This is a genomic window from Maritimibacter alexandrii (assembly GCF_005871115.1).
Taxonomy (GTDB): Bacteria; Pseudomonadota; Alphaproteobacteria; order Rhodobacterales; family Rhodobacteraceae; genus Maritimibacter; species Maritimibacter alkaliphilus.
This window is the reverse complement of the sequence record NZ_SWKQ01000009.1, coordinates 718,477-731,169: the sequence shown is the minus strand read 5'-3', so window position 1 is coordinate 731,169 and position 12,693 is coordinate 718,477. Positions and strand designations below refer to the sequence as shown.

The window sequence follows — 12,693 nt, the reverse complement described above, 5'->3', positions numbered from 1 at the left end:
AGCGGGTTCAATGCGGGTGGGCCGCAAATGGCCGCCCACCCACGCAAAGGTTACATATTGGGATAATTCGGCCCGTCGCCGCCCTGAGGCACCGTCCAATTGATGTTCTGGGACGGATCCTTGATGTCGCAGGTCTTGCAGTGGACGCAGTTCTGGAAGTTGATCTGGAACTTGGGTCCGTTGTCGCCTTCGACCACTTCATACACACCCGCCGGGCAATACCGCTGCGCCGGTTCCGCGAACTGCGGCAGGTTCACGTCGATCGGGATCGACGGGTCTTTCAGTTTCAGGTGGCAGGGCTGGCTTTCTTCGTGGTTCGTGTTCGAGAACGATACGTTGGTCAGCCGGTCGAAGGACAGCACGCCATCGGGCTTGGGATAGTCGATGGGCTTGTGCTTGTCGGCCTTCTCGGTCGCCTGCGCATCGTTCTTGCCATGCTTGAGCGTGCCGAACAGCGAGAAGCCACCGAAGAGGGTCTGGAACCACATGTCGAAGCCACCCAGCGCCATGCCGCCGGCAGGGCCGAAGCGGGCGTTGAGCGGCGCGACGTTGCGCACGCGCTTGAGGTCTTTGCCCACCGGGCCGGATTTCAGCGCGGCGTCGTATTCGGACAGCGTGTCGCCGGAACGGCCCGCCTTGATCGCTTCATAGGCGGCTTCGGCGGCCTGACGGCCCGAATGCATCGCGTTATGGTTGCCCTTGATGCGCGGCAGGTTCACAAGGCCTGCCGAGCAGCCCGCGATCACGCCACCGGGGAACGCGGTGTCGGGGATCGACTGGAACCCGCCCTTGGTCACGGCGCGCGCGCCATAGGCCACGCGCTTGCCGCCTTCGAGCACCTGCTTCACACGCGGATGGTGCTTGAAGCGTTGGAATTCCTGATAGGGCGACAGGTAGGGGTTCTTGTAGTTCAGATCGACGATATAGCCGACGTAAACCTGATTGTTGTCGATGTGATACAGGAACGAACCACCGCCGTTCTTGAACCCGAGCGGCCAGCCGAGCGAGTGCGTGACTTCGCCCTCGTTGTGGTTCTCGGGGTTCACCTCCCAGATTTCCTTCATCCCGATGCCGAATTTCGGCACGTCGAAGTCCTTGGCGAGGTCGTACTTGGCGATCAGTTCCTTGGCGAGCGACCCGCGCACGCCTTCGGAGATGATGGTGTATTTCGCCAGCAGCTCCATCCCCGGCTCATAGCCTTCGCCGGGTGTGCCGTCGGGGTTTTTGCCGAACTCGCCCGCGACCACGCCTTTGACCGCGCCGTTGTCGTCATAGACCAGCTCGGACGCGGCCATGCCGGGGTAAACCTCGACACCAAGCGCCTCGGCCTGTTCCGCCATCCAGCGGCAGACGTTGCCCATCGACACGATGTAGTTGCCATGGTTGTTCATCAGGGGCGGCATCAGGAAGTTCGGGATCTTCATCTGCCCGCCTTCGCCGAAGATGTAGAAGTTATCCTTCTTCACCGGGACGTTCAGCGGCGCGCCCTTTTCCTTCCAGTCCGGGATAAGCGCGTCCAGACCGGACGGGTCCAGAACGGCCCCCGACAGGATATGCGCGCCCACTTCCGAGCCTTTTTCGAGCACGACGACCATCAGGTCCTCGTCCAGCTGTTTCAGTCGAATGGCTGCGGACAGGCCGGCAGGCCCGGCCCCGACGATGACCACATCGACTTCCATGGCTTCGCGTTCGATTTCGGCCATAAAAGGCTCCCTCCACGAAATAAAGTTGCGCCTTGGTAACGGTATGCCAAAGGCCGGTCAATCGCGACACGGCGTCATTCGCCGCGTTGCGGCATCCCATCGGCTCCAACTATGCCGTTGCAAATCAAGCCCGATTGCTTTTGTGTTGAGCAAGCCTTTGGGCACTGGCGGCGCTGTCCGTCGTGCATCATGTGAGACCCGAAGAAGACGACGACAAGGCACTCATGGAAAAGATCTTGCTGACCCGCGCGGGCTATACCGCGCTGAACGACGAATTGAAGAAGCTGAAATCGGTGGAGCGCCCCGCCGTCATCGCCGCCATTTCCGAGGCGCGCGAACATGGCGACCTGTCGGAAAACGCCGAATACCACGCCGCGCGCGAGAAGCAGAGCTTCATCGAAGGCCGCGTGAAAGAGCTGGAAAGCATCATCGGTCTGGCGGAAGTCATCGACCCGGCCAAGCTGTCGGGCGCGATCAAGTTTTCGGCCACGGTCAAGCTCGTGGACGAGGATACGGACGAGGAAAAGACCTATCAGATCGTGGGCGAACCCGAGGCCGATCTTGAAAAGGGCAAGCTGAACATCAAGTCGCCGTTGGCCCGCGCCCTGATCGGCAAGGAAGAGGGCGACTCGGTGGAAGTTCGCACACCGGGTGGCGAGAAGTCTTACGAAATCCTCGAGATCGAGTATATCTGACCCTGTGACGGACCCTGTAACGGAACCTGCCGGGGGCGCGATGGCGCAGCAGAACGAAGAGGCGCTGGGCATGGGCATCTTCGGACGCCGGGCGAGGCGTGGCATCGCGCCGTCGGAACTTCTGGCGGCGGCGTTGTGCTGCCTCTGGCTCGTTGGCGCCGCGATCTATTTCCTGTTGATGGGGAACGACTTTTCCGCGGGCGGTGCCGGTGGCTTCATCATGACTCTGCTCGCCGTGTTTCTGCCCGTGGCGGTCATCTGGCTGGCCGCCTCCGCCGCGCGGTCGGCCCGGATCATGCGCGAAGAGACGGTGCGGCTTCAGTCGACCATCGACGCCATGCGTCACAGCTACCTGACCCAATCGCACGCGCATCACGCCGAGCGGAACCCCGAGGTCGAAGCCAAGATCGCGCGGCTCGAGCAGGCGCAGAAACAGACGGAACAGGCGCTCACCACTTTCTCCACGACGCGCAATCTGGTGCGGGCCGAGGCCGAAATCCCACGGCCTCAGGCCCAGCCGGTCGTCGAAGAGCAACCGTCGCTCGCGTTGGAGCCTCAGGCCGCCGACACGGCCCCGCCGCTTGAGCGGGACGACATGATAAAGGCGCTGCATTTCCCGGAGAACGCCGAGGATGAAGCGGGGTTTGCCGCCCTGCGGCGGGCGCTGAAGGACAGAAAGGTCGCAGGGCTCGTGACGGCGGCGCAAGACGTGCTCACGCTGCTTAGCCAAGACGGGATCTACATGGACGACCTGCGCCCGGATCGCGCACGCCCGGAAATCTGGCGCCGGTTCGCGCAGGGGCATCGGGGCCGAGAAGTGGCGGCGCTGGGGGGCATCCGGGATCGGTCGTCCTTGGCGCTCACGGCAGGCCGGATGAAAAGCGACCCGGTGTTTCGGGACGCGGCACATCACTTCCTGCGCCGTTTCGACGACGTGTTTCTGGAGTTCGAGGAAACCGCGACGGATGAGGACATCGCTCGGCTGTCGGATACCCGCACAGCGCGCGCTTTCATGTTGCTCGGGCGGGTGACCGGCACGTTTACCTGAAGAATTGCGATGCCTTGTGCGTGGTTCCCCGGCGGATTCAGGATACTAGAATCCTAGTATCCTGCCTGCGCCGCTTCGAAAAAGGTTATTGTTAAACAATAGGTTGTGCGACTTCGGCGCGTAGCGCGAGTTCAGGAAGATTCGAAAAACCGGGACTAGAGCCCGGCTTCCCGCGCGATCTCGGCTTTTGATTTTCGCGCCCGCTCGGTCTCGGACTTAAGCTGACCGCAGGCCGCCATGATGTCCTCCCCCCGCGGCGTGCGGATGGGGGAGGCATAGCCCGCCTGATAGATGATGTTCGCGAAGGCCCGGATGCGGTTGTTGGACGACCGTTTGTAGGGCGCGCCGGGCCATTCGTTGAAGGGGATCAGGTTGATCTTGGCCGGAATGCCCTCGATCAGCTTGATAAGCCGCCGTGCATCCTCGTCACTGTCGTTCACCCCGTCGAGCATCACGTATTCAAACGTGATCCGCTCGGAGTTGGACAGCTTCGGATATTCCTTGAGCGCCGCGAGCAGCTTTTCGATGTTCCACTTCTTGTTGATCGGCACCAGTTTGTCGCGCGTCTCGTCATCCGTGGCGTGAAAGCTGATGGCGAGCATGCAGCCGATCTCGGCCCCTGCGCGCGCGATTTCGGGCACGACACCTGACGTGGACAGGGTGATCCGGCGGCGCGACAGGGAAATGCCTTCGCCATCCATCGCGATCTTCATCGCGTCGCGCACCGCGTCGAAGTTGTACAGCGGTTCGCCCATGCCCATCAGCACGATGTTCGACACGAGGCGCGGGCGTTCACCCATGCCTTTGCCCGCCGGCACCCAATCTTCAAGATCGTCGCGCGCCATCATGATCTGACCGACGATTTCGCCAGCCGTCAAATTGCGGACCAGCTTTTGCGTGCCGGTGTGGCAGAACGAACAGGTCAGCGTGCAACCGACCTGCGACGACACGCAGAGCGTGCCGCGATCCTCTTCGGGGATATAAACCACCTCGACCTCGTGCCCGCCTGCGATGCGGACAAGGTATTTGCGGGTGCCATCGGTCGAAACCTGCTTCGACACCAGTTCGGGCACCCGGATTTCGAAGTGCTGGTCGAGAAGCGCGCGGTAATCCTTCGACAGGTTGGTCATGCCCGCGAAATCGCGCACACCCTTCTGGTAGATCCACTGCCAAACCTGACCCACGCGCATCTTGGCCTGTTTCTCCGGCGTGCCTGCGGCGATCAGCGCGTCGCGCAGCCCGTCGCGGGTCAGCCCGACAAGGTTGGGCTTGCCGAGAGTCGCATCCTCCTTGCGGGGGATCGTCATTACGTCTTGCGTGATCGGGGCCGAGGCCGTCATGTGTCGCGCTCCTGATGGAATTGCGCCTCATATAGGCGATCATACCATGAATTCAAAAGAAAACGCCCCGGACATCCTGCCGGGGCGCGTCTGTTCTGGCTCTGCGCCGGGTTATTCGCAGCGTTTGCCCGCATCTTCGACCGCGGCGGTGAATCCCATGAGCGAGAAGGTATCCTCGGTCCGGGTGCCGCGCGACGAGTTGCCGACGAGAACGGCGTTGGCGCCACCCTTCATCGCGTTCACGATCTTGGTGTCGTCCTCGGGGCTGGCCGACCAGGCCCATTCACCATCCGTGAACAGCTGAAACTCGGTCTCGCCGATCGACAGGGTGACGGTCGACCCATCGGCAAAGGGGTAGCCCCCCGTGAAGCTTACCTCACCAGTGCCGTTGCCGGACCGGTAGGAGACGAAAAGCAGGATGTCGCCCCGGCGCACCGCGACCGACCGGCCATCCTTGGTGTTCACCGTCTGCTTGGGTTTCGACACGCTCCAGCACTCCTGCGGATCGCCTTCGACGAAGACGCTCCAGTCGGTGTTGGCGGCGACCCGGTTCGTGCTTTCCTGTGCCACGGCGGCGCCGGTCGCAGTCAGCGACAGCGCGGCGATGCACAGACCCCGTGCGATGCGTGATGTCATGTCTAACACAGCCTCCAGCTGCTCTGCCTCTCGGGCCCTTTGCTCCATCCCTCTTTGGGGTGTTTCACGGCGCGGGCACCCTTTTCAACCTAATGGCGTTACCTTAACGGGTTTTTGCCGGTTTTTGAAAGACCTGTTGGCGGAAAACCGCGCGTTATCCTTAGGATGGCAGGGATGTGAACCGCGTGCGGCACCGGCCCGGTTGCGAATCGTTGGCGACGCCGATCCGGCGGGCCGGATCAGGCCCTTCGGAAGTCCGACTTCGCGTAGCCCTGCAAATACAGCAGCGCGGTGAGGTCACCGTGATTCACCCTGATGTCGCATTGGGCGGCGACCGAAGGTTTGGCGTGGAGGGCGACCCCCGATCCGGCAAGCTCAAGCATCCCCAGGTCGTTGGCCCCGTCGCCCACGGCGATGACATCGGCATGTTCCAGCCCAAGGCGCGCCGAAATCTCTTCGAGGGCCGCGACCTTGGCGGCCCGTCCGAGGATCGGGTCGACCACCTGACCGGTCAGTTTCCCGTCCCGAATGTCGAGCGTGTTCGCGCGGTTCTCGTCAAAACCCAGCTCCGCCGCGACCTTGGCGGTGAACGCGGTGAAACCGCCGGAGACGAGCGCGGCATAGCCTCCGTTCGCGCGCATCGTGGCGACAAGCTCGGCGCCGCCGGGCATGAAGGTGATGCGCTCGGCCAAAACCTTGTCAATGACCGTCGCGGGCAGATCCTTGAGAAGGCCGACACGCTCACGCAGAGCGCCTTCGAAATCCAACTCGCCGTTCATGGCGCGGGCCGTGATGTCGGATACGCGTGGTCCGACACCGGCTTCGTCCGCCAGTTCGTCGATGCATTCCTGCTGGATCATGGTGCTGTCCATGTCGGCGAGCAGCATTTTCTTGCGCCGTCCTTCTGTCGGCTGGACGATCAGGTCGACCCCCAACGCCTGAAGTTCGTCCCACGAAGACCAGCGCGTATCGGGGACCGACGGCATGTCGAATTCCGCCGCTTCGTCAGGGGCGAGCCAGCGGGCGGTGGCCCCGCCCCACGCGCCCCGCAAGGCTTCGACCAGCGACAGGTCGAGGGCGGCTTTTCCGGGCGCGGTCAGAAGCGTGGTCGTGAACATCGGAGCCTCCGTTTGATCGGGGTCCGATTACCGTGGCAGGCCACGATGTGCCAGCCCGTTCTAGCCTTGCGGCTGGCGCAGCGCCTCGACCTCGGCCGCCGGGATTTCGTCGCCGGTTTCGAGGATCAGGATCGTCTGGCCCGAAACGACCTTGGCTTCGACGACTTCGGAGTAGACCGACATCGGCTCCTCCGACATCAGACCCCGCGTGTTGTAGCTTTGCAGGGTGAAGCTGTATTCGCCGGGCGGGAACAGCGACCCGTTGTCGTCGAGCCCGGCCCACTGGACCGAGGAGTCGCTTGGCGAAAACTCGATCCGGTCCACGATCGAGCCGGCCGCGTTCTTGACGACCATGAAGGTCTGCGTCGCGCCGGTCGGCGGGTGCGGTGTCACCGTGATCGGCTCCATATCGAACTGCGCCGACACGCCCGCCCGTGCTTCCATCCCGACCCATCCGGCCAAGTCGGACATGGACATGACGCCAAGCTGGGTCTGCAATGCCTTGAGCAGATCGTTGGTCTGGACCTGCTGCTCGACGCCTGAGAACGTGGCCAGCTGCACGGCGTAGTCCGAGCTTTCGATCGGATTGAGCGGGTCCTGATTTTCCATCTGGACCGTAAGCATTTTCAGAAACGTCTCGAAGTCCGACGAGATGGCCGAGTTGGACTTGGGGTCTTCAGAGGCAGCGCCGGACGCGGCGGATGCACCATACGAGACGGTCGTCGAGGTCTGCGAAAGCTCCATTCTATGTCCTTTCAAGCTGTCAAAGACGAAGGTCGACGCCGCCCCGTGCGGCGTGCGCCGACAGGTTGGCGCTCGGGGGCTGCGTGTCTTCGGGTGCCGGGCCTTGTCCGGCAGCCATTGCCGCATCGCGTGACTCGTCGGATTGACCATCCCGCCGTCCGCCGTCGTCGAAGGCGAAGTTCAGGCTGTCGTAGCCGAGATCGCGCAGGTCCTGCTCGAGAAGCGCGAGATTGCGTTTGATCAGATCGAGTGTTTCCGGGCGATCAGCAGACAGAGCCACCGAAAGCGTGTTGCCGTCGCCGTTGAAAGACAGGCTGAGGCGACCGAGTTCTTCGGGCCGCAGGGTGACCTCGAGCGTTCCGTCACGCGAGGCGCGGATCACATCCGCCACCTGCTGGGCGACGAGGCGTGGCGTTTCCGGACGGTTGAAGACCTGTAGTTCTGGCCCCGCGCTCCGCCCAGTGTCCGAACGCATTTGTTCAGTCCCCGAGACTTCCGCGATGATCGGGTCGGAGGTGACGTCGACAGCGGCGCCCACTGTCTCGGCCACCGCGGGCATGGCGGGAGGCGGTGTGGTTTGAACGGTAGGTGAGCGTTGCGTGGACGGGGCCTCCGGGGGCGCGGCTTCCGCGGTCCGTTTGGGGTCAATCGGGTCTGACGGTATCTCCGCACGCTCGCCTTCTGTCGCGTCTTGGCTAATCAGGTCTGGGCGTTGCGTGGGCGAGACACCTTGCGTTGGGCTGCCGCTTTGCGTTGCTTTGGGCTCGCCCATCTGAGGGGTCCCGGCGATCTTTTCCGACGCATCCGCAGCGGCGTTCTCAGCATCGGTCGCTCCGCCCGTCGGGTTCGTAGTTAGCTCAGTGCGATGTCCCGGAACGGAAGACGGGGTTGTTGCGGCGGGAGATGTCGCAGCCGCGAACCCCTCCTGTTCTGCCTGAAGTGCGATTGTCTTTACCGTGGCCTGAGCGTCGTTTTCGGCGACGACCGGGCTTGGCGCGACGAGGGCGGAGGTGTCCCGTAGCAATGCTGGTGCCGGCCTGCGGTCGGACGCCCCCAAAGCCGTCGACGTTTTGGAAACAGCGTTTCCGGTGGGCACGGTGGCCGGCGATTCCTTGTTGTCGACCTGGGTCGCCAGATGCACAGAAGGCCCAGACAATGCCCGCGTCGCTTGAATTGGCTCTGCCGGGATGAGTGACACCGTGGCGTCGTCCGGCTCGGGCGTCGCAGCAAGTCCTTGAATTCTCGCGTGATCCGAAACCAGCGCGAACCCTAAATGCGGCGGCGTGGCGGGTGTGCGGTCCGCATCGGTCGTGCTCGCCATGTCCGGCGCTGCTGCATAACTGCCTTCACTCTCTTCCAGCGTCGGCTCTGCCTCAGCTGTCTTGGCGTGGCCCTGCCGTGTGTCCTCACCTCCGGCCTTGAGGCCTTGCGCGGCTTGAAACGCGTCGTCGAACGCGGTGCCTTTCGGGGATCCGGTTTCGGGCGCATGGTCAGCGCGGCCCTGTTTGGGCGCCATGAAGGCGATATTGGTGACGTCCATCGTCGCTCCGGGAATTCTGTCTCCGAGTGGCGCGATACTCCCCCACAGAAATTACCGAATCTTTACCGGTTGCCGTCATCCTTTGCCGAAATGCCCACAATTCGACGGAACCGACGATGAACCCGGTCTTGCCAGTCTCACCGCGACCACCTCTTCAGCCCGCGCCCGTTTCCGCAGACGACAAACTGCGCGAGGCCGCGAAGGAGTTGGAGGCCACATTTCTGTCGGAAATGCTGAAATCGGCGGGACTGGGCGAGCTTTCCGAGACGTTCGGCGGTGGTCCGGGTGAGGAACAATTCGCGTCGTTCCTACGTCTGGAACAGGCGAGGGCGATGGTCGATGCCGGGGGAATCGGTCTGGCCGAAACCCTCTTTGAAGCGATGAAGGAGCGTGCCGATGGGGCTGTTTGATGGATCTGGCACCCTCGCCGCTCTGGATACCTTGCTGGACCGTGAAAAGGCGCTGATCCTGAAAGGGGATATCGAGGGCGTTCGGCATCTCGCGCCAGAGAAAGAGCGTCTCCTGTCGCGGATCGGGCGTAATCGGTTCAAGCGCGAAAGGCTCGAAAACCTCAGAAAAAAAGCCGATCGGAACAATGAACTGCTGGCCGCGTCGGCCCGGGGTTTCAAGGCCGTTCAGGAGAAGCTGATCGCGCTGCGCGCGGCGGGGGGGCAGCATTCGATATACGATCGGGAAGGGCACCGCGCACGCATGGGAAATCGCCCGACGGACTTCAACAAGCGGGCCTGACGCCCAGCAAGTTCCGCGCTTTCGCCTAAAATCCGACGCAATCGCATTTCACACGTTCACTGTTCTTTTAGCACTCCGGCTTCAGGTTGCTCGCGCATCCTGAGGGGGTGGCGCGGACCGGAAACCGAAACGGAGACCGGCGTCCGCAGAGGTCAGAATGGCTCTGGAACCTGCCCTGAGCGGGCGGACCTCTAACCCGGCGTGAAATCTGCGCCGAACGACTGAAGGAACTGAAAATGGCGACCTTCCACGCCCCACCGTGGTGTCCTTCGCCACTGACCTTTTTGACCTTCTTGATGATGGGCGCATTGGCTTGCGCACTCATCCCACCACACCTCTCTATTCACCCGAGGTCAGGTGTAGGTCTCGCCAGTTAAGCTGCGGTTTACGGATGCCCCGGCACGGGCATTTCTTGCTTCAGGGTTAACGGCCCGTGTCAGAGCAGGTTGTCCAAGCCCCGCAGCAGCCCGGTGATCCCCATCACCTTCTGCGCGGCCAACAATGTGCCCGGCACGAGGATGTCGGCCGAGTGGCTATCGGCATCGTGCGTGATCGTCAGACGCGAATTACCCGCCGCGAAGGTGCTGGTGACGGTCGCCGAGTAGCTCGGCATCCGGATCGAATGGACCTGAACGCCGTTGACAGAGCCGCCGCGCAACCCCGGCTCGCCCTTGATCGTCGCGGGATCGACCTCGAAGGCCGGTTTCTTGATGTCCCCCATGCGCTCGGCCAGTTCGCGGGCCGTGCCGGTCGGGGCGTCGGTCTTTTTCGGGCGCGAGTAGTCGATGATCTCGAACCAGTCGAGGTATTCCGCCGCCATCAACGAAAACCGGGTCATCAGGGCGGCCGTCAGGGCGAAATTGCCGGACGCGACGACACCGAGCCGGGCCGCGCGCGCCGCCTCGTCGATCTTGGCGTAGTCCGCCGCAGTGAGGCCGGAGGTGCCGATCACCACGCGCCGTCCGGCGTCGATCGCCTGCATCGTGTGCGCGAACACGGCGTCGGCTTGGGTATAGTCCACGAGCACGTCGAACTCGGCCTCTGTCAGTGCCTCGGCCACCGTGGCGAAACAGGGGGCGCCATGCACCTGCTCACCCGCGCTGGACCGCGCGACGCAGGCGGTCAGGTCAAAGCGGGGGTCTGCGGCAAAGGCCGCCGCGATGGTTCCGCCGCTCAGGCCGGTCGCGCCGGCCATGCAGATGCGTTGCATTTGGTTCTCCCATCTTGCTCGGGGGCGAGACTGCGATGTCGGTCAGTATGCCGCAACCCCTGTCGCCGCGCAGGCCGGCATGGTCCCCACGGGCCACGCGTATCAGCGCGAAAGGTCGGCCTGATAGAGTTTGACCTTGATCCCGCCGTTATCGATGACCGGGCCCGAGGTCAGGTCGAACCCAGTGGCATGGGCCAGCGCCTGATCGGAGGTGACGATACCGACCCGCCAGCCCCGGAACCGTTCGGCGAGCACCCGGCCGAGCGTCCCGTAGAGCGCGTAGAGTTGCCCCTTGTTCCCGATGCGGGTGCCGTAAGGCGGGTTCACGATGACCAGTCCGGGCTCACCCTCGGGTGGCGTCAGGTCCGATAGCGGCTGGCAGCCGAAGGTGCAGATCTGGTCGACCCCGGCCGCTTCGGCGTTCCTGCGCGCGCCTTCGATGGCGCCCTGATCCCGGTCGTAGCCGTAGAAGCGGTGCATCGGCGTCGGACCCGAGCCTGCCCGCACGAGCGTCGCGAACCCGTCCGGGTCGAACGTGGCGAGGCTCTGAAACGCGAAGGCGCGATCCCGTCCGGGTTGAAGATCGGCTGCGATCTCGGCGGCCTCCAGAAGGAACGTGCCGGAGCCGCACATCGGGTCGACGACGGTCTGGCGTCCGTCATATCCGCAGGCCCGCAAGAGGAGCGCGGCGAGCGTCTCGCGGATCGGGGCCTTGCCGGTCGCGACCTTGTGGCCGCGCTTGTGCAGGCTCTCGCCCGAGGTGTCGACGCTGATGGTCACCAGATCGCGATCGATCCGAACCTTGATCGCGACCTCGGCCTCCGGGCTGATCGGCGCATCCATCGCGGCGGAGACGGCTTTTTCGACACGTTCCGCAGCGGCGCCCGCGTGATAGATCTTGGACTTCCGGTTGGTCGCAACCTCGACCTTCACCGGCACATGCGGCTCCAGCGTATCGCGCCACGGAAATTTCCGTGACCGCTTGTCGAGCTGGGCCAGATGGAACGCCGGAAAACTCCCGAGCCGGACGAGTATCCGGGTCGCCCCGCGAAGCTCCAGATTTGCGCGCCAGACTTCGGACCAGTCGCCCCTGAGGGTCACGCCCCCCGGTTCCGGCTTGCCGCGCTTGAAGCCGAGGGCAGCGCATTCCGCGGCAAGCTGCGGCTCCAGCCCGGGCGGGCAGACGGCGAAGAAATCCAGTTCGGTCATGGAATGGGATTACGGCATCGCGCCGCCAAGGGGAATACGGCGCACCGTCAGGCGCGTGTTTCCGGCGTGTCGAGCCGGAACTTGCGAAATGCCGCACCGCCGTATTCGACGCTGTCCACTTCCCGCGCCCCCAGACGCGCCAGCGCGGCGATGTGGTTCCGGCTCGGCGGCAGCAGGAAGGTCACGAAGGGAATGCGTGGGTCGCGTGCGGCCGCGTCCAGACAGGCGCGCGCGATTCGGGGGCCCAATCCGAAGCGGTCCGGGCGCAGGACGAGGCCGAAATCCCACTCCTCGCCCTCTCTCTGGAACCCGCCCCAGCCTGCATAGACCCCGTCCACCACGAAGGCCCAGTGACCAAGCCCGTCGCGCCGCCAAGTCTCCTCCTTGGCGGCAACGAGTTCAGCCGATTGCCTGTCGCTCCAGTCGCCGGACAGAAGCGGCATGTGCGCTGCCACGCGCGGATCGGACATATGAGCGGTGATGTCGTCCAACGGAATGTCGCTCAGTCTGCGAAATGCGATGTCCACTCCGGACTCCTCTCGGATCGGTCCTGTGCTTCTTCGTTTCCCAAATACTTTCGGGGGGGCGCCCGCAGGGCGCGGGGGCAGACAGCCCCCTCCGCACCATCCATCAGCGCCTACCCGATGGGTCATTGGCCCGCCGAGCGAAGCGAGGCCCCGCCGCGACGGGGGCGCAGCCC

13 protein-coding genes and 1 pseudogene are annotated in these 12,693 nt (G+C 63.8%); 4 read left to right on the top strand and 10 right to left on the bottom strand.

All coding sequences use genetic code 11. The annotated features are described in order from the left end of the window. Positions 1 to 50 precede the first annotated feature (50 nt). On the bottom strand, positions 51 to 1,703 hold the full coding sequence (locus tag FCT00_RS04485; protein ID WP_138422006.1) for an electron transfer flavoprotein-ubiquinone oxidoreductase: 1,653 nt from the start codon (positions 1,701 to 1,703) through the stop codon (positions 51 to 53). A 224-nt stretch (positions 1,704 to 1,927) separates the two neighbouring features. On the opposite strand from FCT00_RS04485, the gene greA reads away from it, so the two are divergent. Both greA and FCT00_RS04475 read left to right on the top strand, forming a co-directional pair. Beyond that, on the top strand, positions 1,928 to 2,398 hold the full coding sequence (gene greA, locus FCT00_RS04480) for a transcription elongation factor GreA (protein ID WP_008333447.1): 471 nt from the start codon (positions 1,928 to 1,930) through the stop codon (positions 2,396 to 2,398). 40 nt (positions 2,399 to 2,438) lie between these two features. Further along, a complete protein-coding gene (locus FCT00_RS04475) occupies positions 2,439 to 3,446 on the top strand; it encodes a hypothetical protein (protein WP_138422560.1) in 1,008 nt (335 codons plus the stop codon). A 155-nt stretch (positions 3,447 to 3,601) separates the two neighbouring features. Here the strand turns inward: FCT00_RS04475 and rlmN are convergent, their stop codons facing one another. From rlmN to FCT00_RS04450, 5 genes are all read right to left on the bottom strand, one after another. Next, the gene (gene rlmN, locus FCT00_RS04470; RefSeq protein WP_138422005.1) at positions 3,602 to 4,786 is read right to left on the bottom strand and encodes a 23S rRNA (adenine(2503)-C(2))-methyltransferase RlmN; all 1,185 of its coding nucleotides are present in this window, start codon (positions 4,784 to 4,786) and stop codon (positions 3,602 to 3,604) included. A gap of 111 nt (positions 4,787 to 4,897) precedes the next feature. Beyond that, positions 4,898 to 5,422, bottom strand: coding sequence for an invasion associated locus B family protein (locus tag FCT00_RS04465; protein ID WP_008333454.1), 525 nt, complete (start codon positions 5,420 to 5,422; stop codon positions 4,898 to 4,900). Positions 5,423 to 5,661: 239 nt separating this feature from the next. Next, positions 5,662 to 6,540, bottom strand: coding sequence for a phosphoserine phosphatase SerB (serB, locus tag FCT00_RS04460; protein WP_138422004.1), 879 nt, complete (start codon positions 6,538 to 6,540; stop codon positions 5,662 to 5,664). A 60-nt stretch (positions 6,541 to 6,600) separates the two neighbouring features. Continuing rightward, a complete protein-coding gene (locus FCT00_RS04455) occupies positions 6,601 to 7,284 on the bottom strand; it encodes a flagellar hook capping FlgD N-terminal domain-containing protein (protein ID WP_138422559.1) in 684 nt (227 codons plus the stop codon). 19 nt (positions 7,285 to 7,303) lie between these two features. Beyond that, positions 7,304 to 8,824 carry a flagellar hook-length control protein FliK gene (locus FCT00_RS04450; RefSeq protein WP_138422003.1) on the bottom strand — a complete coding sequence of 507 codons (1,521 nt, stop codon included), beginning with the start codon at positions 8,822 to 8,824 and terminating at the stop codon, positions 7,304 to 7,306. Positions 8,825 to 8,940: 116 nt separating this feature from the next. Here FCT00_RS04450 and FCT00_RS04445 point away from each other — a divergent pair, with 116 nt between their 5' ends. Beyond that, complete coding sequence (locus tag FCT00_RS04445) at positions 8,941 to 9,234, top strand: rod-binding protein (protein ID WP_138422002.1); 294 nt, start codon at positions 8,941 to 8,943, stop codon at positions 9,232 to 9,234. Further along, positions 9,221 to 9,574 (top strand): flagellar protein FlgN, encoded by a 354-nt coding sequence (locus tag FCT00_RS04440; protein WP_138422001.1) that lies wholly within the window; start codon positions 9,221 to 9,223, stop codon positions 9,572 to 9,574. The genes FCT00_RS04445 and FCT00_RS04440 overlap by 14 nt, the downstream gene beginning before the upstream one ends. A 238-nt stretch (positions 9,575 to 9,812) precedes the next feature. Here the strand turns inward: FCT00_RS04440 and FCT00_RS21660 are convergent. The 4 genes and pseudogenes from FCT00_RS21660 to FCT00_RS04420 all read right to left on the bottom strand — a co-directional run. Continuing rightward, a pseudogene (locus FCT00_RS21660) lies at positions 9,813 to 9,899 on the bottom strand (chemotaxis protein MotB); the annotation flags it as partial. 111 nt (positions 9,900 to 10,010) lie between these two features. Next, positions 10,011 to 10,784 carry a 4-hydroxy-tetrahydrodipicolinate reductase gene (gene dapB / locus FCT00_RS04430; RefSeq protein WP_138422000.1) on the bottom strand — a complete coding sequence of 258 codons (774 nt, stop codon included), beginning with the start codon at positions 10,782 to 10,784 and terminating at the stop codon, positions 10,011 to 10,013. Between the two features lie 102 nt (positions 10,785 to 10,886). Then, the gene (locus FCT00_RS04425; RefSeq protein ID WP_138421999.1) at positions 10,887 to 11,993 is read right to left on the bottom strand and encodes a THUMP domain-containing class I SAM-dependent RNA methyltransferase; all 1,107 of its coding nucleotides are present in this window, start codon (positions 11,991 to 11,993) and stop codon (positions 10,887 to 10,889) included. Between the two features lie 47 nt (positions 11,994 to 12,040). Continuing rightward, positions 12,041 to 12,520, bottom strand: a complete 480-nt coding sequence (locus FCT00_RS04420) for a GNAT family N-acetyltransferase (RefSeq protein WP_138421998.1) — start codon at positions 12,518 to 12,520, stop codon at positions 12,041 to 12,043. Positions 12,521 to 12,693 lie beyond the last annotated feature (173 nt).